21 protein-coding genes are annotated in these 22,162 nt (G+C 64.1%); 10 read left to right on the top strand and 11 right to left on the bottom strand.

Annotated elements, in window-relative coordinates; genetic code table 11:
- Positions 1-50 precede the first annotated feature (50 nt).
- Both ctaD and AC0IPL_RS18060 read left to right on the top strand, forming a co-directional pair.
- Entirely contained in the window at positions 51-1,724 is a 1,674-nt protein-coding gene (gene ctaD / locus AC0IPL_RS18065; RefSeq protein WP_474276085.1) for a cytochrome c oxidase subunit I, read from the top strand.
- 105 nt (positions 1,725-1,829) lie between these two features.
- A complete protein-coding gene (locus AC0IPL_RS18060; protein ID WP_474276087.1) occupies positions 1,830-2,318 on the top strand; it encodes a DUF2244 domain-containing protein in 489 nt (162 codons plus the stop codon).
- A 101-nt stretch (positions 2,319-2,419) separates the two neighbouring features.
- Here AC0IPL_RS18060 and AC0IPL_RS18055 read toward each other — a convergent pair whose 3' ends face one another.
- Entirely contained in the window at positions 2,420-2,893 is a 474-nt protein-coding gene (locus AC0IPL_RS18055) for a GatB/YqeY domain-containing protein (RefSeq protein ID WP_474276089.1), read from the bottom strand.
- 181 nt (positions 2,894-3,074) lie between these two features.
- Between AC0IPL_RS18055 and carA the strand changes: the two genes are divergently transcribed.
- Positions 3,075-4,235, top strand: a complete 1,161-nt coding sequence (gene carA / locus AC0IPL_RS18050; protein WP_474276092.1) for a glutamine-hydrolyzing carbamoyl-phosphate synthase small subunit — start codon at positions 3,075-3,077, stop codon at positions 4,233-4,235.
- Positions 4,236-4,599: 364 nt separating this feature from the next.
- Entirely contained in the window at positions 4,600-6,267 is a 1,668-nt protein-coding gene (locus AC0IPL_RS18045) for a glycosyltransferase (RefSeq protein WP_474276095.1), read from the top strand.
- Here the strand turns inward: AC0IPL_RS18045 and AC0IPL_RS18040 are convergent.
- The gene (locus AC0IPL_RS18040; RefSeq protein ID WP_474276098.1) at positions 6,227-6,871 is read right to left on the bottom strand and encodes a GntR family transcriptional regulator; all 645 of its coding nucleotides are present in this window, start codon (positions 6,869-6,871) and stop codon (positions 6,227-6,229) included. The two genes, AC0IPL_RS18045 and AC0IPL_RS18040, sit on opposite strands and share 41 nt — an antisense overlap.
- 142 nt (positions 6,872-7,013) lie before the next feature.
- Here AC0IPL_RS18040 and AC0IPL_RS18035 point away from each other — a divergent pair, with 142 nt between their 5' ends.
- From AC0IPL_RS18035 to AC0IPL_RS18025, 3 genes are all read left to right on the top strand, one after another.
- On the top strand, positions 7,014-7,658 hold the full coding sequence (locus tag AC0IPL_RS18035) for a pyrimidine 5'-nucleotidase (RefSeq protein WP_474276101.1): 645 nt from the start codon (positions 7,014-7,016) through the stop codon (positions 7,656-7,658).
- Positions 7,659-7,768: 110 nt separating this feature from the next.
- Positions 7,769-8,017, top strand: a complete 249-nt coding sequence (locus AC0IPL_RS18030; protein ID WP_474276104.1) for a hypothetical protein — start codon at positions 7,769-7,771, stop codon at positions 8,015-8,017.
- Positions 8,018-8,097: 80 nt separating this feature from the next.
- Positions 8,098-9,294 carry a UbiH/UbiF family hydroxylase gene (locus AC0IPL_RS18025; RefSeq protein ID WP_474276107.1) on the top strand — a complete coding sequence of 399 codons (1,197 nt, stop codon included), beginning with the start codon at positions 8,098-8,100 and terminating at the stop codon, positions 9,292-9,294.
- Positions 9,295-9,368: 74 nt separating this feature from the next.
- On the opposite strand, the gene AC0IPL_RS18020 is transcribed toward AC0IPL_RS18025, so the two are convergent.
- The 3 genes from AC0IPL_RS18020 to AC0IPL_RS18010 all read right to left on the bottom strand — a co-directional run bounded on the left by AC0IPL_RS18020 (position 9,369) and on the right by AC0IPL_RS18010 (position 11,479).
- The gene (locus AC0IPL_RS18020) at positions 9,369-10,493 is read right to left on the bottom strand and encodes an aminotransferase class V-fold PLP-dependent enzyme (RefSeq protein ID WP_474276109.1); all 1,125 of its coding nucleotides are present in this window, start codon (positions 10,491-10,493) and stop codon (positions 9,369-9,371) included.
- 75 nt (positions 10,494-10,568) lie between these two features.
- Complete coding sequence (locus AC0IPL_RS18015) at positions 10,569-11,027, bottom strand: Lrp/AsnC family transcriptional regulator (protein WP_474276112.1); 459 nt, start codon at positions 11,025-11,027, stop codon at positions 10,569-10,571.
- Positions 11,024-11,479, bottom strand: a complete 456-nt coding sequence (locus AC0IPL_RS18010) for an Lrp/AsnC family transcriptional regulator (RefSeq protein ID WP_474276115.1) — start codon at positions 11,477-11,479, stop codon at positions 11,024-11,026. Before AC0IPL_RS18010 ends, AC0IPL_RS18015 begins: the two co-directional genes overlap by 4 nt.
- A 132-nt stretch (positions 11,480-11,611) precedes the next feature.
- On the opposite strand from AC0IPL_RS18010, the gene ilvC reads away from it, so the two are divergent.
- From ilvC to AC0IPL_RS17995, 3 genes are all read left to right on the top strand, one after another.
- Entirely contained in the window at positions 11,612-12,634 is a 1,023-nt protein-coding gene (gene ilvC / locus AC0IPL_RS18005) for a ketol-acid reductoisomerase (protein WP_474276117.1), read from the top strand.
- A gap of 91 nt (positions 12,635-12,725) precedes the next feature.
- Positions 12,726-13,634 (top strand): DMT family transporter, encoded by a 909-nt coding sequence (locus tag AC0IPL_RS18000; protein WP_474276119.1) that lies wholly within the window; start codon positions 12,726-12,728, stop codon positions 13,632-13,634.
- Positions 13,635-13,735: 101 nt separating this feature from the next.
- Entirely contained in the window at positions 13,736-14,638 is a 903-nt protein-coding gene (locus AC0IPL_RS17995; protein ID WP_474276121.1) for a DMT family transporter, read from the top strand.
- Here the strand turns inward: AC0IPL_RS17995 and AC0IPL_RS17990 are convergent.
- The 6 genes from AC0IPL_RS17990 to AC0IPL_RS17965 all read right to left on the bottom strand — a co-directional run bounded on the left by AC0IPL_RS17990 (position 14,632) and on the right by AC0IPL_RS17965 (position 22,043).
- Positions 14,632-15,123 (bottom strand): hypothetical protein, encoded by a 492-nt coding sequence (locus tag AC0IPL_RS17990; protein WP_474276124.1) that lies wholly within the window; start codon positions 15,121-15,123, stop codon positions 14,632-14,634. The two genes, AC0IPL_RS17995 and AC0IPL_RS17990, sit on opposite strands and share 7 nt — an antisense overlap.
- A 92-nt stretch (positions 15,124-15,215) precedes the next feature.
- Positions 15,216-16,574 carry a phosphoglucosamine mutase gene (glmM, locus tag AC0IPL_RS17985; protein ID WP_474276126.1) on the bottom strand — a complete coding sequence of 453 codons (1,359 nt, stop codon included), beginning with the start codon at positions 16,572-16,574 and terminating at the stop codon, positions 15,216-15,218.
- A 25-nt stretch (positions 16,575-16,599) separates the two neighbouring features.
- Complete coding sequence (gene folP / locus AC0IPL_RS17980) at positions 16,600-17,595, bottom strand: dihydropteroate synthase (RefSeq protein WP_474276129.1); 996 nt, start codon at positions 17,593-17,595, stop codon at positions 16,600-16,602.
- Complete coding sequence (locus AC0IPL_RS17975; protein ID WP_474276132.1) at positions 17,592-18,512, bottom strand: dihydroneopterin aldolase; 921 nt, start codon at positions 18,510-18,512, stop codon at positions 17,592-17,594. Before AC0IPL_RS17975 ends, folP begins: the two co-directional genes overlap by 4 nt.
- Positions 18,513-18,641: 129 nt before the next feature.
- A complete protein-coding gene (locus tag AC0IPL_RS17970) occupies positions 18,642-19,295 on the bottom strand; it encodes a cell wall hydrolase (protein WP_474276134.1) in 654 nt (217 codons plus the stop codon).
- Positions 19,296-19,466: 171 nt separating this feature from the next.
- Positions 19,467-22,043 carry a putative PEP-binding protein gene (locus AC0IPL_RS17965; RefSeq protein ID WP_474276137.1) on the bottom strand — a complete coding sequence of 859 codons (2,577 nt, stop codon included), beginning with the start codon at positions 22,041-22,043 and terminating at the stop codon, positions 19,467-19,469.
- Positions 22,044-22,162: the final 119 nt, after the last annotated feature.

Below are 22,162 nucleotides of genomic sequence, written 5' to 3'. Positions count from 1 at the left end.
CCCGGAGTCCGTCTCCTGGGGTCTTTCGTATTGCAGCAGGAGGCACCTAAATGGCAGACGCAGCCATTCATGGTCACGGCCACGAGGACGAGCGGAACTTCTTCACCCGCTGGTTCATGAGCACGAACCATAAGGATATCGGCATTCTTTACCTGATCGTCTCGGCGATTGCAGGTCTCATCTCTGTCATCTTCACCGTCTACATGCGGCTGGAGCTGATGGATCCCGGCGTTCAGTACATGTGCCTGGAGGGTGCGCGGCTGATCGCGGACGCCTCTGCGGAATGTACCCCCAACGGCCACCTGTGGAACGTGATGATCACCGCCCACGGCATCCTGATGATGTTCTTCGTGGTGATCCCGGCCCTGTTCGGCGGCTTTGGCAACTACTTCATGCCGCTGCAGATCGGCGCGCCGGACATGGCCTTCCCGCGGATGAACAACCTGTCGTTCTGGATGTATGTCGCGGGCACCTCGCTGGCGGTTCTGTCCGTGGTGTCACCGGGCGGCAATGACCAGCTGGGCTCCGGCGTGGGCTGGGTTCTGTACCCGCCGCTGTCGGTGAACGAAGGCGGCTACTCGATGGACCTGGCGATCTTTGCCGTGCACGTCTCGGGTGCGTCCTCGATCCTCGGCGCGATCAACATGATCACCACCTTCCTGAACATGCGCGCCCCCGGCATGACCCTGTTCAAGGTGCCGCTGTTCTCCTGGTCGATCTTCGTCACCTCCTGGCTGATCCTGCTGTCGCTGCCGGTGCTGGCCGGTGCCATCACCATGCTGCTGATGGACCGCAACTTCGGCTTCACCTTCTTTGACGCGGCCGGTGGCGGTGACCCGATCCTGTACCAGCACATCCTGTGGTTCTTCGGTCACCCGGAAGTGTACATCGTGATCCTGCCGGGCTTCGGCATCATCAGCCACGTCATCGCGACCTTCTCGCGCAAGCCGGTGTTTGGCTACCTGCCGATGGTCTGGGCGATCATTGCGATTGGTGTTCTGGGTTTCGTCGTCTGGGCGCACCACATGTACACCGTCGGCATGTCGCTGAACCAGCAGGCTTACTTCATGCTGGCCACCATGGTGATCGCGGTGCCTACCGGCGTGAAAGTGTTCTCCTGGATCGCCACGATGTGGGGCGGCTCGATCGAGTTCAAGGCGCCGATGATGTTCGCCTTCGGCTTCCTGTTCCTGTTCACCGTCGGCGGTGTGACCGGCGTTGTCCTGTCGCAGGCCGCGGTCGACCGTGCCTATCACGACACTTACTACGTGGTTGCGCACTTCCACTACGTGATGTCGCTGGGCGCTGTCTTCGCAATCTTCTCGGGCATCTACTTCTACTTCGGCAAGATGACCGGCCGTCAGTACAACGAACTGGGCGCCCAGATCCATTTCTGGATGTTCTTCATCGGTGCCAACCTGACGTTCTTCCCGCAGCACTTCCTGGGTCGTCAGGGCATGCCGCGCCGCTACATCGACTATCCCGAAGGCTTTGCCTACTGGAACAAGATCTCGTCCTATGGCGCGTTCCTGTCCTTTGCCTCGTTCCTGCTGTTCTTTGGCGTGGTGATCTATTCGCTGCTGCGCGGCGCCCGCGTCACACAGAACAACTACTGGAACGAGTACGCGGATACTCTGGAGTGGACCTTGCCCTCTCCGCCGCCGGAGCACACCTTTGAAATCCTGCCCAAGCAGGAAGACTGGGACCGCTCGCATTCGCACTAAGCGTCTGACGGACTGAAAACCAAAAGCCCCCGGCGCCTCACAGCTCCGGGGGCTTTTTTGAAGCCGCGTTTCCTACCCAGACCCACCGCTCCGACAGGCCCGACGATGCCCTACACCTGGATCCGCCCCTACGACGCCCCGACGGCAGAGCTGCATCTGTGGCCGCATCAATCGCTGCGCCCGCGCGGCTACGTGCGGTTCATCGGGACAACGGCGGCGCTGATCTGCATCCCGCTGCTCGCGTTTCTTGGAACCGCGCTGATGTGGGGGCTGTTGCCGTTTGCGGCGCTGGCACTGTTCGGCATGAAATGGGCCCTGGATCGCAATCGTCACGACCAACAGACCCTGGAGGTGCTGACCATTGATCCCGCAGAGGCCCGGCTGGAACGGACCAATCCCGACGGGGCGCAACAAAGCTGGTCCTGCAACCGCCACTGGGCGCGGGTCGAAATGCACGCGCATGATGGCCCGGTTCCGCATTATGTCACCCTGCGGGGCGGCGGCCGCGAGGTGGAGATTGGTGCTTTCCTCTCCGAGGCGGAGCGGATGACGCTATACGAGGACCTTCTGGCCGCATTCAGGCGCCGAAGCTGACACGAAAAGGGGCCCGCAATGGGCCCCGTCCGTTTCTTTCTGGTCAAAATACGCGCGCCGCAGACGCCGCGCGCCAGCACCGTTTGGCCCGGCTCTTGCCGTCAGCAGTCACCCTTGCTGCACAGCTGATCCTTGACCAGTGGGCCCGCTTTGCCAAAGTCCATCTGACCGGTGTATTTGGCCTTCAGCGCCCCCATAACCTTGCCCATGTCGCGAATCGACTCAGCGCCGGTTTCCGCCACGGCCTCTTTGATTGCGACCGAGACCTCGTCATCACTCAGCTGCTGCGGCAGAAACTCTTCTATGATGGCAATTTCGCCAAGCTCCCGCTCAGCCAGGTCCAGACGGCCGCCCTCCTCGTAGGCCCGCGCGCTTTCATTGCGCTGCTTGGTCATCTTGCCCAGAATCGCCAGAATTTCCGCGTCTCCGATGGTGGTTTCCTCACCATCCGCCCGTGCCGCAATCTCCCGATCCTTGATGGCGGCGTTGATCAGCCGTAGCGTGGCCAGCCGGTCGGCCGCCTTGTCTTTCATCGCTTGCTTCAGGGCCTGGTTGACCCGCGTGCGCGTATCCATTTGCAAAAGCATTCCCATGGTTGCCGAACACCGATGGTTAGCCATTCTGCGACGGCAGTGCAAGTTTAGCGTAAAATCTCCATTTACGCCGCCGCGTCACCCTGCCCCTGGCAGCAGGCTTGACCCGCCCCGGTACCGCCCTTACAAGCCCATGAATTTCACCCGCATGGAGACTCGCGCAATGGCCGCTTCCGCACCGACCAAGCCCACCGCCTGCCTGGCGCTCGCAGATGGCACCGTCTTTTACGGCACCGGTTTCGGCGCCACTGGCGAGGCTGTGGCCGAGCTGTGCTTCAACACCGCGATGACCGGCTATCAGGAGATCATGACAGATCCCTCCTATGCCGGACAGATCGTCACCTTCACCTTCCCCCATATCGGCAACACCGGCGTCACCCCCGAGGATGACGAAACCGCAGATCCGGTTGCCGCCGGCATGGTGGTGAAATGGGATCCGACGCTGGCCTCCAACTGGCGCGCGACGGAGGAGCTGAAGGCCTGGCTGACCCGCACCGGCCGCATCGCCATCGGCGGCGTCGACACCCGCCGGCTGACCCGCGCGATCCGCCAGCAAGGCGCGCCGCATGTCACCATTGCACATGATCCGGACGGCAACTTCGACGTCGAAGCGCTGGTGGCCAGGGCCCGCAACTGGGCGGGGCTGGAAGGCATGGATCTTGCCAAGGATGTGACCTGCGCCCAAAGCTACCGCTGGGACGAAATGCGGTGGGCCTGGCCGGACGGCTACCCGCGTCAGGACGCCCCCAAGCACAAGGTCGTTGCCATCGATTATGGCGCCAAGCGCAACATCCTGCGCTGCCTCGCCAGCGCCGGATGCGACGTGACCGTGCTGCCCGCCACCGCAACCGCCGAGGAAGTGCTGGCGCACAACCCCGATGGCGTGTTCCTGTCCAACGGCCCCGGTGATCCCGCGGCCACCGGTACATATGCGGTGCCGATGATCCAAGAGGTGCTGAAAGCCGACCTGCCGATTTTTGGCATCTGTCTCGGCCATCAGATGCTGGCGCTGGCCCTTGGCGCCAAGACCGTCAAGATGAACCACGGCCACCACGGCGCCAACCACCCCGTGAAGGAACATGCCACCGGCAAGGTCGAGATCACCTCGATGAACCACGGCTTTGCGGTGGATGCCCAAACCCTGCCCGAGGGCGTCGAGGAGACCCATGTGTCGCTGTTCGATGGCTCCAACTGCGGCATCCGCCTGTCTGGTCGCCCGGTCTATTCGGTGCAGCACCATCCGGAGGCCAGCCCGGGCCCGCAGGACAGCTTCTACCTGTTCGAACGCTTCGCCGAAGCGATGGCCCAGCGTGAAATGGCATAAAACGCACGTTAAATCAGACGCTTGTCGTCGTGGTTAAGGCTGCGTTTACCATTTGTTAAAGCCCCTTCCCCAGCCTGAACGCCTTGGTTCAGGTTGGTCGCGGGGTGACGATGAGCATCGTTTCGCATCCGCTGCGGTATCGTCGACCGCAGCGCGAAGACAAGGTTGGCGCCCCGACGGCGCCGCCGCCGGTATCAGGGGATGACCTGATAAAGGCGCTGGTGCTGCGCCAGCATCAAAAGGCCGAACTCGGCCGTGTTCTGATCGCCGAGGGGCTGGCCGACGAAGACCAAGTCCTGGCGGCGCTGTCACAGCAATACCGAATGCCGCGAACGGATCTGGGGGGCAGATCGCTGCGCCGCGGTTGCTGGCCGCCAAACCCGCCCGCTTCTGGCTGCGCCACGGCGCCCTGCCCTGGTTGCAGCTGGGGCAGACCGTGACCATCGCCATTGCCCACCCCGACCGCTTTGACCAGCTGCGCGAGGAACTGCGCGGCTGCTTTGACAGCATCACTCCGGTGTTGGCCAGCGAGCGCCAGATCACCGCGTTGCTGACCCGGCATTTCAGCCCGGCGATGGTGCGGCAGGCCAGTTGCTGTGTTCCGCAGCAGGTCAGTTGCCGCAACCTCAACTTGGCGCGCGGCAAGGCGCTGCTGATGTGCTGCCTGCTGCCAGCGACGCTTCTGTTCGCGGTAGCGCCGGCGGTAGCCTTTGCGGGGCTGTCGCTTGCCGCCCTGCTGTCCGTGCTGTTGTTTACCTTTCTGAAGCTCGGCGGACTGGCCAGCAGCCGGGCCGACCGCGATGCCCCTCCACCACGGCCAACCGCCGACAGAGACCCGCCGCCAAAGCCAGTGATTTCCGTCATGGTGCCGCTGTTCCGGGAGGCCGCGATCAGCCGCGCGTTGCTGCGGCGGCTGCAAAAGTTGACATATCCACGGGCCCTGACCGACATCATTCTGGTGCTGGAGGCCCACGACGATGTCACGCGCCGCGCGCTCGCTCGCATCCAGTTGCCGCCTTGGATCCGGGTGGTCGAAGTCCCCGCGTTTGGCGGGCTGACAACCAAGCCCAGAGCGATGAACTACGCGCTGAACTTTTGCCGGGGCGAGATTGTCGGCGTCTGGGACGCAGAAGATGCGCCGCAGGCCGACCAGCTGGAGACGGTCGCCCGCGCCTTCGCCACGGCGCCGCCGCAGACCGCGTGTTTTCAGGGAGTTCTGGACTACTACAACCCCGGAACCAACTGGATTGCGCGCTGTTTTACGCTGGAATACGGCAGCTGGTTCCGCATTGTTCTGCGCGGCATCGCCCGGCTGGGACTGGTGGTGCCGCTGGGAGGAACCACCATGTTCATCCGCCGCCAGGTGCTGGAGGAGCTGGGCGGCTGGGATGCCCACAACGTGACGGAAGACGCAGACCTCGGTGTGCGCCTGTATCGCGCGGGCTATCGGACCCAGATGCTGTCCAGCACCACCTATGAAGAGGCGAACTGCCTTCCCTGGCCCTGGGTCAAGCAACGCTCGCGCTGGCTGAAGGGGTTCATGATCACCTACCTGGTCCACATGCGTCAGCCAATGCGGCTTTTGGCGGAACTGGGCTGGCGGCGGTTTCTCGGGTTTCAGGCCTTTTTCATCGGCACCATCGGGCAATTCCTGTTTGCACCGATCCTGTGGTCATTCTGGCTGATTGCCCTGGGTCTGCCGCATCCGGGCGCCGGCGCGGTGCCGATGGAGGTGCTGAGGCTGGCAGCTGCGGCCCTGGTGTTTTTCGAACTCCTGGGGCTCATTCTTGGCATCGCTGCGGCCTTTGCCATGGGCCGCCCGTGGATGGCGCTGTGGGCCCCGACGATGATCCTGTACTTTCCCATGGGGGCGGTGGCCGTGGCCAAGGCGGCCTACGAGCTGCTGGCCTGCCCGTTTTTCTGGGACAAGACCGCCCATGGCATCAAGGCCCCCCCGAAGAAGCCGCCAAGGCTGCGCCGCTGGCTGCGGCTCAACCGCGGCCGCTGGCGTCCTGCTTCAGCCGGGTCATGAAGGCAATCGAGATGTGATCCTTCAGCGCCTGGCCCGCCGCGGTCTCATCCCGGCGGCTGATTGCGTCGACAATACCCTTGTGCTCCGACTGGGCGATCTCACTGCGACCCTCGGCCGCCAGCGAGGTGGTCGCCATCAACGCCATGGTGCGATGCACCAGATCCAGTTGCTGCACCAGATACCGGTTGTGCGAGGCGAGATGGATCTGCTCATGAAAACGGCGGTTGGCCTTGGACAGCGCCGCCGGATCGCCGATCAGCCGGTCATCGTCACTGACCATTTCCTGTAGCACCCGGATCTCTTCTTCGGTGGCGTGGCGTGCCGCCAGCTGGGCCGCCAACCCTTCCAGTTCGCGCCGCACGATGTACAGCTCTGCCATCTGGTTGTGGTCCAGCGACGCGACGATCAGCGACCGCCCGTCGCGCTCCAGCAACGATTGCGTCTCCAGCCGCTGCAGCGCCTCGCGGATCGGAGTGCGCGACACCCCGAAACGCTCCGCCAGATCGCTTTCAACCAGCCGATCGCCGGGTTTGTAGATCCCGCTGTCGATCGCTTCGAGGATCAACGCATAGGCATCTTTCTGGTTGCTGCGGCTCTGGCTCATCGTCTATCCCGTCCTGTGTGGTTTGCCAATCTCTACAGCCCGCGGCGCGGCATTCAACCCTGCGCCGCGCTCGGCGCCAAAAACCGGGGGGCAAACCATGCTTTTGATTGCAAACCGCCCAGTCCCGGCCTAGGGGAGACGTATGCCCAAACACCATTTCTCTCACGTCCGACAATGGGTGTTCGACCTCGACAACACCCTTTATCCGCCCGCGGCCCGACTGTTTGACCAGATCGAGGTCAAGATGACGGATTACGTGATGTCCGCACTAGGGGTTGATCAGGCCGAGGCCGACCGGCTGCGCAGCCAGTATTGGCGCGACCATGGCACCACCCTGGCCGGGCTGATGCGGGTACATGGGCTGGACCCCGTGCCCTATCTGGACGCGGTGCACGACATCTCGCTCGACCATCTGCTGCCGGACCCGGATCTGGCCTCTCATATAAACGATCTGCCGGGGACCAAGTACGTATATACCAACGGCTCCGCCCCTTATGCGGAACGGGTTCTTGCCGCACGCGGGTTGAGCGGCCTGTTTGATGGCATTTATGGGGTCGAACACGCCGATTACCACCCCAAGCCCGAGCGCCGCGCGTTTGACCGGGTGTTCGCCCGCGCGAATATCGACCCTGCAAACGCCGCCATGTTCGAGGATGATCCGCGCAACCTCTCTGCCCCGCATGACATGGGGATGCGCACCGTGCACGTGGCGCCGGAGGCCCTGGTCGCAGAGCATATCCATCATCACGCGGACGATCTGACCGGTTTTCTGGCCCGCCTGCTCTGACGCGCCAGCGGATGGCGGCACAATGTGGCCGACTGCGGCAAAATGTGCCTGTCTCATACATCGTCGGCTGCCTATATGCGCCGCAGAGACAGATCACCGGAGATGGTCCCATGCCTGCATATGCCCTGCCCCAACGCCTGCCGCTCTGGCAGCGCATCCTGTTTGCCATCCCGCTTCTGGGGCGCGTCCTGAAAGAGGTCGCCTATGGGCCAGAGGAGAATTTCTCCTACGCGCTGGCGACACTCGTCTGTCTGTGGGGATGTTCGATTCTGCTGTTCGGCCTGCCTGGTCTCTACATTCCGGCGCTGTGCTTTGTGCCGGTGATGTTCCTTCTGTTGCTCGGCATCACCCGCGGCTGAAGCCCGCAGCCCGGCGGTATCCGCTTGTGTTTGCGCCCCTTGCGGGCCTATCTCTGGCACCAGACACGGAGGGCAGACATATGGTCGAAACCTGCGACATCCTGATTTCGGGCGGCGGCATTGCCGGGCTGACTGCGGCCGTGGCCTTTGCCGCCAACGGCCACTCGGTAATCTGCACCGATCCTGCCCCGCCGGTGACGGAGCGCGACGCCGACGGATCCGACCTGCGCACCACCGCCTTCTTGCAGCCTGCGCAAGCTCTGCTGGCGCGCTGCGGGCTCTGGGCCCGGTTTGAAGCCTACGCAACGCCATTGCAGGTCATGCGCATCGTTGATGCCGGGGGGGCGCGGCCGACGCCGCGGGTGGTCAAGAATTTCAATGCGGCCGATATTTCCGGTCAGCCCTTTGGCTGGAACCTTCCCAACTGGCTGCTGCGGCGCGAACTGATCGCCCGGTTGGCCGAACTGCCAAACGCCAGCCTGCGGTTTGGCACCGGGACAGCAGACCTGTTCACCCGCACGGATGACGCGCGCGTCACACTCAGCGACGGCAGCCAGGTCTCGGCAAAATTGGTCGTCGCGTGCGACGGGCGCAATTCGCCCATGCGTGCAGCGGCGGGCATTCCGGTGAAAACAACACGCTATGGACAAAAGGCGCTGGCCTTTGCGGTGACCCATCCGGTGCCGCATGAGAACGTCTCAACCGAGATCCACCGCACCGGCGGGCCGTTCACCCTGGTGCCATTGCCCGATTACCAAGGGCAGCCTTCCTCTGCCGTTGTCTGGATGGAACGTGGTCCGCGTGCGCAGGAATTGCTGCGCCTGGAGCCGCGGGCCTTTGAGGCAGAGATGACCACGCGCAGCTGCGGACTGTATGGCGATCTGAAACTGGCCTCGCGCCGCACGATCTGGCCGATCATCAGCCAGTCGGCCCAGCGTCTGAATGGCGAGCGGCTGGCGCTTATGGCGGAAGCCGCGCATGTGGTTCCGCCAATCGGCGCCCAAGGTCTCAACATGTCGCTGGCCGATCTGCGGTGTTTGCTGGAGCTGGCAGAGGCCCGCCCGGACGGGCTGGGTGACGCTGCGATGCTGGCCGCCTACCACAAGGCCCGCCACAGCGACATCTTGCTGCGGGTGAAGGGCATCGACCTTTTGAACCGCACGTCAATGCTGGCGCCGCGGCCCTTGCGCGACTTGCGCGCGCTGGGTCTGAATGCGCTGTATTCACTGGCACCGGTGCGCCGGACGCTGATGCAGATGGGGCTGGGCGTGAAATAGAAAAGCGGCTTTCCCGATGGGAAAGCCGCTGCCGCCGACGGAGGTATTTTTGATACGGTGAAACGCCGGGGCGCTTACAGCACCTGATCCACCGCAGTTTTCAACCGCGCCAAGGTTGCCTCAACGTCATAGAGCTTGTCCAAGCCAAACAGGCCCAGCCGGAAGGTACGGAAATCGTCCGGTTCATCACATTGCAGCGGCACGCCTGCGGCAATCTGGGTGCCCAGCGCCAGGAATTTCTTGCCGTTCTGCACCTCCGGATCATTGGTGTAGCTCACCACCACCCCCGGCGCGCCAAAGCCCTCGGCAGCGACAGAGGTGATGCCCTTGGCCTTCAGCATGGAGCGCACGCCATCTCCCAGCGCCCATTGCGCCTCGCGCAGGCGCTCGAAGCCGTATTCCTTGGTTTCCAGCATGGTGTCGCGGAAATCCTTCAGCGCATCCGTGGGCATGGTGGCGTGATAGGCATGCGCCCCGTCTTCATAGGCCTTCATGATCGTACGCCACTGTTTCAGGTTCAGGGCGAAACTGTCCGAAGTGGTGTCCTCCAGCCGCGCCAGCGCGCGTTGCGAGAACATTACCAGACCGGCCGAGGGCGAGGCGCTCCAACCTTTTTGCGGGGCGGAGATCAGCACGTCGACGCCGGTGGCCTGCATGTCGATCCAGGCGCAGCCTGAGGCGATGCAATCCAGCACCATCAGCGCGCCAACCTCATGCGCGGCGGCCGCCATAGCCGTCACATAGTCATCAGGCAGGATCACGCCGGCAGCGGTTTCAACATGCGGCGCAAAGACGATGCCCGGCTTTTGCTCCCGGATCGCGGCCACCACATCGGCAATTGGCGCGGGCTCAAACGGCGACGCGGTCTCATTGCCGGTGCGACGGGCCTTCATCACGGTGGAAGACGCGGTCAGGCCGCCTGTTTCGAAAATCTGGCTCCAGCGGAAGGAGAACCAGCCATTGCGCACCACCAGCGCATCCGCGCCGCGGGCGAACTGGCGGGCCACGGCCTCCATCGCGTAGGTGCCGCCACCGGGCACCAGCGCCGCGGCTTCGGCCCTGTAGACCTCTTTCAGCATGTCGTTGATATCCAGCATGACCTGCTGAAACGTCTTGGACATATGGTTGAGCGAGCGGTCGGTGAAAACCACCGAGAATTCATCCAGACCCTCAGGGTCTACGGTGTCGAGCAATGCCATGTCGGCCTCCCATTCTGTTCTGCCCAAAGGGCTAGCCGCTGCCGCCCGGTTTGGCAAACCCTGCTTTTTGCTGTCTCAGCCCAGCGGTCCGGGGCGGCGTTCCTCGCTCAGCAAAACATTGGCGTCAACGCTGCCCACCCCCGGCAACGTCATCACCCGCCGTCGCAGCACCCGCTCAAAGTCTGAAATGTCGCGCGCCGCCACCCGCAGCCGGTAGTCATACATGCCCAGCACATGTTCCACCGTCTGCACCTCCGGGATCGCGGCAACGGCGCGTTCAAAGTCTTCCAGGCTGATGCGGCCCTTGGTGGCCAGCTTGACCCCCAGAAAAACGGTGACGCCAAACCCCAGCTTATCGCTGTCCAGATCCAACCGCCGACCTGCGATGATGCCCGCCTCCTGCAACCGCTTGATCCGCCGCCAAGTGGCAGGCTGGCTGAGCCCCAGCTGCCGCCCCAGCGCACCGGCCGACTGGCTGGCGTCGCGCGACAGCGCGCGCAACAGACCATAGTCGATGTCATCCAGCGCGGTCATACCGGCAGACCCTCGTCCGATTTCAGGCGCGCCACATGCATCAGCGCCTCGATGTCGGCGATATGTGGCAGGTTCAAAATGGCGGCGCGGTAGATCTGCTGGTAATGCGGCATGTCCCGCGCGATCACCGAGAGCCGCACATCGACCTGCCCAAGAAAGGTCTGGATTTCCAGAACTTCCGGAATATTGCGCGCACCGTCGATGAATTCGTCAAAGGCGCGCGGGTTGGTCTTGTCCAGTGTCACCCGCAGCGAGACCTCGACCTCATACCCCAGGGCGCGCCAGTCGATCACCGCACGCTGGCCCAGGATCACGCCGCCGTCGCGCAGCTTTTCCAGCCGGCGCGACAGCCGCGCAGGCGTAAGCCCCAGGCGTTCGGCCAGGTCCGGAATCGATTGCGCCGGATCAGCTTGCAGGTGGCGCAAAATGCGCCGGTCGAGATCATCTAGCATGTTTCCACTACTATCAGGGCAATTTACGAATGACTACGTCGAAAGTTCAGGCGATTTCATACCATACTGCAATCGCAATCCCACGCGAACGCCGTATGATGCCTTCAAACACATAACGAAAGGACGTGGATCATGCGCGTTTATTACGACCGCGATTGCGATGTGAACCTGATCAAGGACAAAAAAGTGGCCATTCTGGGCTATGGCTCCCAGGGCCACGCCCACGCGCTGAACCTGCGCGATTCCGGCGCCAAGAACCTTGTTGTTGCGCTGCGCGACGGCTCGGCCTCTGCCAAGAAAGCCGAAGCCGAAGGCCTGAAGGTCATGGGCATCGCCGAAGCAGCCGCCTGGTGCGACGTCATCATGTTCACCATGCCCGACGAGCTGCAGGCCGAGACCTACAAGAAATACGTCCACGACAACATCAAGCCCGGTGCCGCCATCGCATTCGCCCACGGCCTGAACGTGCACTTCGGCCTGATTGAGCCGAAAGAAGGCGTCGACGTCATCATGATGGCGCCCAAGGGCCCCGGCCACACCGTGCGCGGCGAATACACCAAAGGCGGCGGCGTGCCCTGCCTGGTGGCCGTGGACACCGACGCCACCGGCAAGGCGCTGGAAATCGGCCTGTCCTACTGCTCCGCCATCGGCGGCGGTCGTTCGGGCATCATCGAGACCAACTTCCGCGAAGAATGTGAAACCGACCTGTTCGGGGAGCAAGCCGTCCTCTGCGGTGGCCTGGTAGAGCTGATCCGCTGCGGCTTCGAGACCCTGGTCGAAGCTGGCTATGCGCCGGAAATGGCCTACTTCGAATGCCTGCACGAAGTGAAGCTGATCGTCGACCTGATCTATGAAGGCGGCATCGCCAACATGGACTATTCGATCTCCAACACGGCCGAATACGGTCAGTACGTCACCGGTCCGCGCATTCTGCAGTACGACGAGACCAAAGCCCGCATGAAGGCCGTCCTGGAAGACATCCAGCAGGGCAAGTTCGTGCGTGACTTCATGCTGGAAAACGCTGTTGGCCAGCCGACCCTGAAGGCGTCGCGTCGTGCCAACGATGAGCACCTGATCGAAGAGACCGGCGCCAAACTGCGTGGCATGATGCCCTGGATCTCGGCCGGCAAGATGGTCGACAAAGAGAAGAACTAAGGCGCCCGCGGGCAAGGCCCGCAGCCGTTTTCCTCTGCGGGGCGCTCCAACTTGGGGCGCCCTTTTCCCATCAGAACTATGAGGTTACCCCATGTCAGACAGCCCCGGCGCCGCCAATTGGGCCAAGCTCCTGTTCCTCGGCGTGATCTGGGGCGCTTCTTTCATGGCGGTGTCACTGGCGCTTCGGGGCTTGCCGCCGATGACCATTGCCGCGCTGCGGATCCTGATCGGGGCGCTCAGCCTATTTGGGGTCCTCTTCGCCCTGGGCCTGCGCCTGCCATCGCTGAGACATGGCCAAGGCCGCATAATCTGGGCCTGTGCGCTTGGCATGGGGATCTTTTCCAACGCCCTGCCCTTTACGCTGCTCAGCTGGGGGCAGACCCATGTGGCCGCCGGTTTTGCCGGGGTTTGCATGGCGGTGGTGCCGCTGTTCGTGCTGCCGCTGGCGCATCTGCTGGTGCCGGGAGAACACATGACGCTGCGCCGCACCGTCAGCTTTTTCATCGGTTTCGCCGGGGTGGTGGTGCTGATCGGGCTGGATGCCTTCCGGTCGGCTGGCAGCGATTATGAATCCCTGGCCCGGCTCGCCTGCCTGGGCGCCTCGTTGTGTTATGCCATTGGGGCGATCCTCACCCGGCTTTGCCCACAGGTGAACATGCTGTCGCTGTCCGCCGCAGCGCTGCTGTGCGGCGCTGCGCTGATGGTTCCCGTCGCGCTCTGGATTGAGGGCGTGCCCGCCTTGCCCCCGGCGTTGCCTTTGGCAGCGGTGGTGTACCTTGGCCTGTTGCCGACGGCGCTCGCACAAGTGCTGCTGGTGCAAATCGCCCGCAGTGCAGGCCCGGCCTTTCTGTCGACTGTGAATTATCAGGTGCCGATCTGGTCGGTGATTTTCGGCGCCGTGCTGCTGAATGAGACCTTGCCGCCGCAGCTGTTTGCCGCCATGGCGCTGATCCTCGGCGGGCTGCTGCTCAGCCGTGGGCGTCGCGGCCGCGTGGTTTGAACGCGCGCAGGACCACTTCGGGCGGTCGATACCAAGGCGCCCACCCTTGACCCGGCCCTTTCCAAGGGGTCTTGTCGCGCGGTGAACGGACGGAGACACTGATGCCCCCCACCGCGCCGCGCTACTGGCTGATGATCGCCACCCTCGGCCTGGTCTGGGGAGCGACCTTCCTGCTGATAAAACTGGCCCTGGAGGGCACAACGCCGTTCTGGCTGGCCGCTGGACGTACCGGATTTGCCGCCTTGTTGCTGGGGGCAATCTGGGGTTGGCGGGGCTTCACGCTGTTTCGAGAAGAGGCAAACTGGCCCTCTTTGGGCTTGATCGGCGTCATCAGCACCGCCGTTCCATTCATGCTGATCTCTTGGGGCCAACAGCATGTGTCCTCCGGCTTTACCGGCGTCAGCATGGCGGCGATCCCGCTGATGGTGCTGCCGCTTGCACACATCTTTGTGCCGGGGGAGCAGATGACCCTGCGCCGCCTCGTCGGGTTCGTCATCGGGTTTGGCGGTGTGGCGTTGCTCATCGGGGGGCAGGCCTTTGCCAGCAGCGGCGCGGCGCTGGAGCCCTACGGCAGGGCGGCCTGCCTGTCGGCGGCGGCCTGCTATTCAGTCAGCTCCATCCTGACCCGCCGGCTGCCGCCGGTGGACCCGCTGGGGTTAGCGGCCATGCTGTTGGTGATCGGATTTGTCATCATCTGCCCAGTGGCCTGGCTGGTCGAAGGCCCACCGGTGATGCCGGACAATCGCACGTTGCTGATCGCCGCTATCCTCGGCCTGATCCCCACGGCCGCTGCCAACCTGCTGCGGGTCATCGTGGTGCGCGAGGCCGGGCCGACCTTCATGACCCTCACCAATTATCAGGTGCCTGTCTGGGCGGTGGTTCTGGGCGCTGTGTTCTTGGACGAGGCGCTGCCGCCCACGCTGCTGCTCGCCTTGGCCATGATCCTCGGCGGGCTTGGTCTCAGCCAGCTGGGCCGGCTGAGACAGCTGTTCCGGGCTCAGTAACGCCCCAGTTTGACGCGCAGCTTTTCCAGCACCTTGCCATCGGCGCCGACCGCTTTGATCACCGCTTCATAGGAGTTGCCGCGACCGCCCGAACAGGGCGGAAGATAGCCCTTTCCGCTGCCCAGCGTGCCGCGCGTGTCTTTCACCACCATCGCTCCACCCGGCCCCTTCGCCGCCCCTTCTGGAATCGGTGCCAGCTTCGCATCGCTGCCCTCGACCGGCCAGCCAATCACCCCGTGCCCACCATTGCGGCTGAGCGGCTGGTAACTGCGGTCGTTGAACTCTGCCACCACCATGCTGGTGCCGGCGGGCAACCCGCTGACCTGCATGGGCGGCGTCGCCGCCTTGCCCCCCTGCACAGAACACTGTTGGCCCGCAGGGATCTTTTTGCCGTCCCAAGGTGACAACAGCTGCACAGACATCCCTGCCTGGGCGGCGGCGGCCGTGCTCAATGTCAGGACCAGGGCGGAAAATACACGCTTCATAATGGAAAACTCCTCAGACAATACAGCCTGAGCCTGTGCTGCGCAGCCTGGCGATGCAAGGGTTTTCCGGCGCGCGGGGCGCCTTGGTGACGTCAGGAGTCGCTACCAGCACCCACAACCGCCTCAACCGCGGCGACCACACTGTCGACGGCCAAGGTCATCAGCTCGGCGTTTTCGCATTCGGCCATCACCCGCACCAGCGGTTCCGTACCCGATTTGCGGATCAACAGACGCCCCTGTCCGTCCAGCATCCGTTCGGCCGCCACGATGGCCTCTTGCACGTGGGCATCCTGCAAGGGCGCTTGACCGGTCTGGAACCGCACGTTGCGCAGCCGCTGCGGCACCGTCTGGAACTGATGCGCCAGCACCGAAGCCTTCTGCCCCGTCTGAACCATTTCGGACAGAAAATGCAGCCCCGCCATCAGCCCATCGCCGGTGGTGGCGTAATCGCTCATCACGATGTGACCGGACTGTTCGCCGCCCAGGTTGAAGCCGCCCTCGCGCATGCGTTCCACCACGTAACGGTCGCCCACCGCCGTGCGTTCCAGCTCCAGCCCCTTGTCGTTCAGAAACCGCTCCAGACCGAGGTTCGACATCACCGTCGCCACCAGCGTATTACCTGCCAGCAGGCCCTGTTCAGCCCAGCGGCTGGCCAGAAGCGCCATCAACTGGTCGCCATCTGCCACAGTTCCGGTTTCGTCGATCACGATCACCCGGTCGGCGTCGCCATCGAGGCAAATGCCGACATGGGCGCCATGTGCCATGACCGCATCCGCGGCCGCCTGCGGCTGGGTTGAGCCGCAGCCTAGGTTGATGTTCAGCCCGTCCGGCGACGCGCCAATCGGGATCACGTCGGCACCCAGTTCCCACAGGATCTCCGGCGCGGTGCGGTGGGCGGCGCCGTTGGCGCAGTCGATCACCACCTTCAGGCCGCTCAGGCTCAGATTGCGGGGCAAGGAGCTTTTGACGCGCTCGCCATAGCGGAACCGGGCGTCATCGATCCGTTTGGCGCGGCCGATGTTGGCGGCCTGGGCCGACTCCACGCCCGCCTCCACCAGCGCTTCGATCTCCAGTTCGGCACTGTCCGACAGCTTGTAGCCGTCGGGGCCAAAAAACTTGATGCCGTTGTCTTCGGACGGGTTGTGGCTGGCCGAGATCATCACACCGAGGTCCGCACGCATTGAACGGGTCATCAAGCCGACCGCGGGCGTCGGCACGGGCCCCAGCAGCAGCACATTCATGCCGGTCGAGGTCAGCCCCGCCGTCAACGCGTTTTCAAACATGTAGCCTGACAGCCGGGTGTCCTTGCCGATCACAACCCGATGCACGCCCCCCGCTTCACGCCGGAAATAGCGCCCGACGGCAGCACCGATCCGCAGCGCCATTTCCGCCGTCATCGGGTGGGTGTTGGCGGTGCCACGCACGCCATCGGTGCCAAAAAGTTTTCGCATTATCAGTATCCTGCCAATCTTGGCCTTAACGGACGGCCTGCCACAAGCGCAGCGCCTGCGCCGTTTCGGCGACGTCATGCACCCGCAGAAACTGCACGCCTTGCGCCAAGGCTGCAAGCCCCAGCGCGATGGATCCGGGTCCGCGGGCCGCCGCCTGCGGCTCCTTGCCGATCTTGCCGATGAACCCCTTGCGAGAAACCCCCAGCAGGATCGGACAGCCCAGAGCGTGAAACAGGCTGAGATTGCGCAGCAATGTCAGGTTGTGCTCCAGCGTCTTGCCAAAACCGATACCGGGGTCGATCACGATCTGCTCGCGGACCACGCCGATTGCCTCCAGCCGGTCGATCTGCGCGCTGAGATAGTCGTAGACGTCCAGCAGCACATCCCCGTACTGGGGATCCTCCTGCATGGTCGCGGGGTCGCCCTGCGCATGCATGATGCAGACCGGCACGCTGGCCTGGGCCGCCAGGGGGGCCAGCGCCGGGTCAAAGGTGAAGCCGGAGACATCGTTGAACAGATCAGCCCCCGCCTCCAGCGCCTCCAGTCCGACGGTGGCCTTGCGGGTGTCGATCGAGATCGGCACCTGGCTTGTCGCGCGGATCGCGGCGATTACCGGCGCGGTGCGCGCCACCTCCTCGGCCTCCGGCACCTCGGCCGCGCCGGGGCGGGTGGATTCGCCGCCAATGTCGATGATCGACGCGCCATCGGCGACCATCTGTAATGCCGCATCGCGGGCAGCGGCCACATTGGCATGCTGCCCACCATCCGAGAAACTGTCGGGGGTGACGTTTAATATGCCCATGATCTGCGGCTGGGTCACGTCCAGCCCGGCGATGGTGGCCCGGCGTGCCGTCAACCTGCGGCGCAGCGGCTCCGGCACCAATCCAACCGGGGCAATCCGCGGCGGCGCGTCACGGCTGAGGATCTCAACCTGCGTGAACCACAAAGCACTGCCCGCCAGCGGAACCGCCCCCTCGGGGCGGGCCTCGCCATGCTGAACCAACGGCCGGTAATATGTCACAGTTGTGCTTGCTCCACGCTGACGCCCCGCAGCGGGACACCGGGATTATCAGGCAATTCCCCGCCAAGCACAATCATTTCACCCGCCTCGAACGTCGCGGCAAACCAGGCCGCCAGCGCCACCGTGTCCGAGGGCGGCGCGGCCGGGCCTTCGACCGCATCCAGCACGATCTTGGACGGCGCCCAGACACAGATCTGTCCGTTTTTCATCGCCCAGTCCAGTTCGGTCCGGGTTGAGACCACGACGCAGCGATCGTCCTTGGCGGCCAGCCGCCAGGCGTTCTGTTCGATCGCCAGCAGGTCGATGCGGCGCTGGGTCCATTTGTGCCCGGTCACGGGGATCGCCAGCGGATGCGCCCCAACGCACAGGATCAACGGCCGCTGGCGGCATTCCATCTGGTCGATCCAACCCGGCAGATTGGCGCTGTCGATGGCCGCGTTGGACAGGTACATCAGCCGCGGATGCGGGCGCTCTTCTTCATCCACCTGGTGGCTGATCTGATCCTGCGACCGCACCACCTCGACCCCCAGGGCACCGGGGCCACGGTCCAGCTTCTCGATCCGCACAAAGGCACGCACTGCCTGCGGCTCCAGCAGGATGCGCTCAGCCACCCGTTCCGCCAAGGTTTCCAGCAAGTTCAACCGCTCCGCGGCCAGCTCATGCGCAATCGCCTCTGTCACCTTGTCGTAGGACAGGATCCGGTCCACGTCATCGTCCAGATCCTTGGGCAGCGGTGCCACCTCTACAACCACGTTGAAGCAGATGCGCTGGGTGGTGCCCCGCTCCGCCTGAAAGGCACCGATCTCCACCTCCACAATGTGGTCCCGCAAGGAGATGCGGTCCAGCGGCCCCGGCGCCGCGGTGGCCATGGAACGTTCGGAGGGATGCGCAAAGGCAAGGCGAATTTCAGAGGGCATGGGAAACGGGCCTTTGGCTGGCTGTGACGGGTGATGGGACCCAATCTTAGTCATTCCGCGGCCTCATAACAGGCCCGCATGCGCCACGCCAGTGGTCGAATGCGGCACAGTCTGTGCCGCATTCACGCGTCAGTTGCTCAGCGCGGTCCGGTACCGTTCGTCACGGTAGAACAGGTGCACCCCGATGCGCGCGGTCTTGGTAAAGGTCCGGCTCCAGCGCGGGCGCACCGCGGTGGTGTGGTAATAGGTCGCGCCACCGGTCAGTTCGGTCTTGAAACCATCCAGCGCCGCTCGCGCCACCTTGGCCACCCGCTGATAAGCCTTCTTTTCGCGGATGACTTCCTCGTAGCCGTCGCAGGTGTAGGTGAACTGGCACTGATATTTGCGGCCTGTTCCCTGGTTGATCACCCCGCACAGCGTGTTCGGGAACTGGGAGCTTTTGACCCGGTTCAGGATCACTTCGGCCACCGCGAATTGGCCCTTGACGGTTTCACCGCGCGCCTCGAAATACAATGCCTCAGCCAGACAGGCGAATTGCTCGCCCCCCTTGGCCGCTGGGCGGGCGTCCAGCCAGGCTTTCGAGTATTCCAGTTTCGGCGCGGCGCGGCGTTTCTTCAACGGCGCATTGCGGATCCCGAAGAACCCGCTGAATTTTCGCGTCGGCACCGCATTCAGATTGGTCTGTTCGCGCGCGATCAGCGTTGTCAGACCGGTTTCGGCAAAAACACTTTTACCCATCGCGATGGTGGCAGCCATCACGGCAATCATAGTCAACAGTTTCATTCAGGGTTCCCCCGTCCTATCAGCTTGCGCTCGGCCTCCCCAACGCACGCGGTCGCATTCCTTATAGGAATTGACGCGCAAGGTCCAGCTTTGGCCGCCGGACTGCAGATGAAGGGGGGAAACACACAGCGCCATAATTTCGTTGGCCGCTGCGTGATGCCCTTTAAATTATTAATATTTTGCGTATGTTGGGGCGATCCTACCGGTTTTGTCGGCAATCGCCAGCTGGGCTGCGGCCAATCGCGCCACCGGCACCCGGAACGGCGAACAGGAGACGTAATCGAAGCCCGCGTCGCGGCAGAACGCAATCGATTCGGGGTTGCCGCCATGCTCGCCACAGATCGACAGCGTGATGTCTCCATTCTCCGCCCGGCCGCGCTGAACGCCTAGTTTCAGCAGCTCTCCCACCCCGTCGGTGTCCAGCACGTGGAACGGATCCTCCGGAAAGACGCCCTGATTGACATATTCCGACATGAACCGCCCGGCATCGTCGCGCGACAGGCCATAGGTCATCTGGGTCAGGTCGTTGGTGCCAAAGCTGAGAAACGCCGTATGCGGTGAAATTTCGCCCGCCCGCAGCGCCGCACGCGGCGTTTCCACCATCACGCCCAGCCGGTAGGTGAAGTCTTCGCCGCGCTCGGATTTTACAGCCGCCGCCACCGCATCGATGCGGGCCTTGACCAGCTCCACCTCGCGTTTGGCCGAAACCAGCGGGATCATGATCTCCGGCACCACCGGCGCGCCGCACTTAGAAGCCTCCAGCGTGGCCTCGAAAATAGCCCGTGCCTGCATGTCATAGATTTCCGGGACGGTGACCCCCAGCCGCACCCCGCGCAGGCCCAGCATGGGGTTGTATTCGTGCATCTCCTCGACCCGGCGGGTCACGTCGCTGACCGGAATGCCCAGTGCCTCGGACAGCTCGCGCTGGCCACCCTTGGTTGCGGGCAGGAATTCGTGCAGCGGCGGGTCGAACAGGCGAATGCAGACCGGCATCCCCTCCATGATGCGGAACAGCTGTCGGAAATCGTCGCGCTGCATCGGCAGCAGACGCTCCAGCACCGCAGCGCGGCCCGAGGGTGTCTCGGCAAAGATCATCTCCCGCATCACCGTCAGGCGACCGGGTTCGAAAAACATATGCTCGGTGCGACAGAGCCCGATGCCCTGGGCATTGAAGCGGCGAGCGGTTTCCGCATCTTCCGGCGTGTCGGCGTTGGCCCTCACACCGACGTCGCGGGCCTCGTCGGCCCAGGCAAGCAGCGTGCCCAGCGCGCCATCCTCCGCCGCTTCCAGCATTTCCGGCTGGCCGGCCAGAACCTGGCCACTGCTGCCGTCGATGGTGATGAGGTCACCCGCCTTGAACAATCGCCCATCCTCGGCGCCCAGCATGCGGCGGCGGCTGTGGAATTTCAGGTTGGAGGCGCCGACGATGCAGGGCAGGCCCAGGCCGCGGCCGATCACCGCCGCATGGCTGGTCATGCCGCCCTTTTCCGTCAGCACGCCCACGGCCGCGTGCATGCCGCGCACGTCCTCGGGTGAGGTTTCCCGGCGCACCAGGATGCACGGCTCGCCGCGCGCCGCGCTGGCCTGGGCGTCCGCCGCGGTGAACACCAGCCGCCCGGTGGCCGCGCCAGGGCTGGCGGCGATTCCGCGGCCGATCACGTCACGCTCGGCCTGGGGGGCGACCTGCCGGTGCAGCAACTCGTTCAGCACATGGGCGTCAACCCGCATCAGCGCCTCTTCCTGCGCGATGATGCCGTCCTCGGCCAGCGCCACCGCGATCCGAACCGCCGCCCGCGCCGAGCGCGCCACCCGCACCCCGTCCAGGATATGCACATGGCCGTTCTCAATGACGAACTCCAGCTGCATTTCCTCGCGCAGCCGCCGCCGCATCAACGCCGCATGGGACTGCAGCTGGGCAAAGGCCTCCGGTGCCACCTCCTCCAGCGAGGGGCCGCGCGGATCCTGGGCGAGATAGAGCGCCTGAACGCCCGCCCCCAACGCATCGCGCCCCTGGCTCTGGCTCAGGTACCGCCCCGTCAGCTGCCGCTTGCCGGTCACCGGGTCGATCAATTGCAACACGCCTGAGCCGCATTCGCCCTGGCCGACACCTGGAATCATTTCCTGCACCACAAGGCCAAGTCCCGCATCCGCGGGTGCGCCCTTGGCCTGCCGCAAGAGCCTGGCCGAGGTGCCCTCCCAAGCCCGCGCCATCGAGCGTAGCACCGCCGCAAGCTGCTCGCCCGGATCCTGCGGAAAGGGTTCGTCAGTCTCCGCCTCATAGGCGTGCAGGATCTCGCTCAGCGCATCGGGGCCGCCATCTTCGACATCGTCGAAGACATCCGGATCCAGCCGAGCCACATGGACCGCGTAGGACTGTACGAACCGCAGATAGAGTGCCGCAGCGGCATTGCGCCCCAACGTGTCGCAGAGGTCGACGAAGCGTGCGTCGTTCATGCCGATGTTCAGGATCGCCCCCGGACCGCCCCAGTCTGGATCTTCGGACGACGGCCGGACGCACAGCAGCGTATCGGGCGCGAATTCGCCCAGCACCGCTGCCAGATCCGGCATTTGACCTTCGGCAATGGCATGGACCGCGTCGAACGAGAGCGCGACAGTGCGCGGCACCGGCAACTCCAGCCGAACCAGCCGCTGCAAACATTTCGCCCGTCCGCCATGGCTGGCGGTGGTGATCGGAGCGGTCGCGGTGATCAGCGAGGCCTGAGGGATCTGTTCGAAATCTTTCTGCACTGCGGCGCGTCTCCTTTGCCTGTCACCATAAGGCGCAGCGGCTATCGCGCAAGAGTGCAGTTGCAGCAACCGGCTTCACCCCAAAAAAAACCGGCCTTTCCCTAACGGAAAGACCGGCG

This window comes from Leisingera sp. SA32 (assembly GCF_056033425.1).
This window is presented reverse-complemented; position numbering and strand designations above follow the sequence as displayed.

Bases quoted from the DNA above. Each gene is read 5' to 3' on its own strand.
- AC0IPL_RS18025 (WP_474276107.1), top strand. From the start codon at position 8,098: ATGGTCGAAACCTGCGACATCCTGATTTCGGGCGGCGGCATTGCCGGG.
- AC0IPL_RS18030 (WP_474276104.1), top strand. From the start codon at position 7,769: ATGCCTGCATATGCCCTGCCCCAACGCCTGCCGCTCTGGCAGCGCATC.
- glmM (WP_474276126.1), bottom strand. From the start codon at position 16,574: ATGCGAAAACTTTTTGGCACCGATGGCGTGCGTGGCACCGCCAACACC.
- AC0IPL_RS18055 (WP_474276089.1), bottom strand. From the start codon at position 2,893: ATGGATACGCGCACGCGGGTCAACCAGGCCCTGAAGCAAGCGATGAAA.
- AC0IPL_RS17970 (WP_474276134.1), bottom strand. From the start codon at position 19,295: ATGAAACTGTTGACTATGATTGCCGTGATGGCTGCCACCATCGCGATG.
- AC0IPL_RS17995 (WP_474276121.1), top strand. From the start codon at position 13,736: ATGCCCCCCACCGCGCCGCGCTACTGGCTGATGATCGCCACCCTCGGC.
- AC0IPL_RS18010 (WP_474276115.1), bottom strand. From the start codon at position 11,479: ATGCTAGATGATCTCGACCGGCGCATTTTGCGCCACCTGCAAGCTGAT.
- AC0IPL_RS18000 (WP_474276119.1), top strand. From the start codon at position 12,726: ATGTCAGACAGCCCCGGCGCCGCCAATTGGGCCAAGCTCCTGTTCCTC.
- carA (WP_474276092.1), top strand. From the start codon at position 3,075: ATGGCCGCTTCCGCACCGACCAAGCCCACCGCCTGCCTGGCGCTCGCA.
- AC0IPL_RS18040 (WP_474276098.1), bottom strand. From the start codon at position 6,871: ATGAGCCAGAGCCGCAGCAACCAGAAAGATGCCTATGCGTTGATCCTC.
- AC0IPL_RS17990 (WP_474276124.1), bottom strand. From the start codon at position 15,123: ATGAAGCGTGTATTTTCCGCCCTGGTCCTGACATTGAGCACGGCCGCC.
- AC0IPL_RS18035 (WP_474276101.1), top strand. From the start codon at position 7,014: ATGCCCAAACACCATTTCTCTCACGTCCGACAATGGGTGTTCGACCTC.
- ctaD (WP_474276085.1), top strand. From the start codon at position 51: ATGGCAGACGCAGCCATTCATGGTCACGGCCACGAGGACGAGCGGAAC.
- AC0IPL_RS18020 (WP_474276109.1), bottom strand. From the start codon at position 10,493: ATGGCATTGCTCGACACCGTAGACCCTGAGGGTCTGGATGAATTCTCG.
- ilvC (WP_474276117.1), top strand. From the start codon at position 11,612: ATGCGCGTTTATTACGACCGCGATTGCGATGTGAACCTGATCAAGGAC.
- AC0IPL_RS18060 (WP_474276087.1), top strand. From the start codon at position 1,830: ATGCCCTACACCTGGATCCGCCCCTACGACGCCCCGACGGCAGAGCTG.
- AC0IPL_RS17975 (WP_474276132.1), bottom strand. From the start codon at position 18,512: ATGCCCTCTGAAATTCGCCTTGCCTTTGCGCATCCCTCCGAACGTTCC.
- AC0IPL_RS18015 (WP_474276112.1), bottom strand. From the start codon at position 11,027: ATGACCGCGCTGGATGACATCGACTATGGTCTGTTGCGCGCGCTGTCG.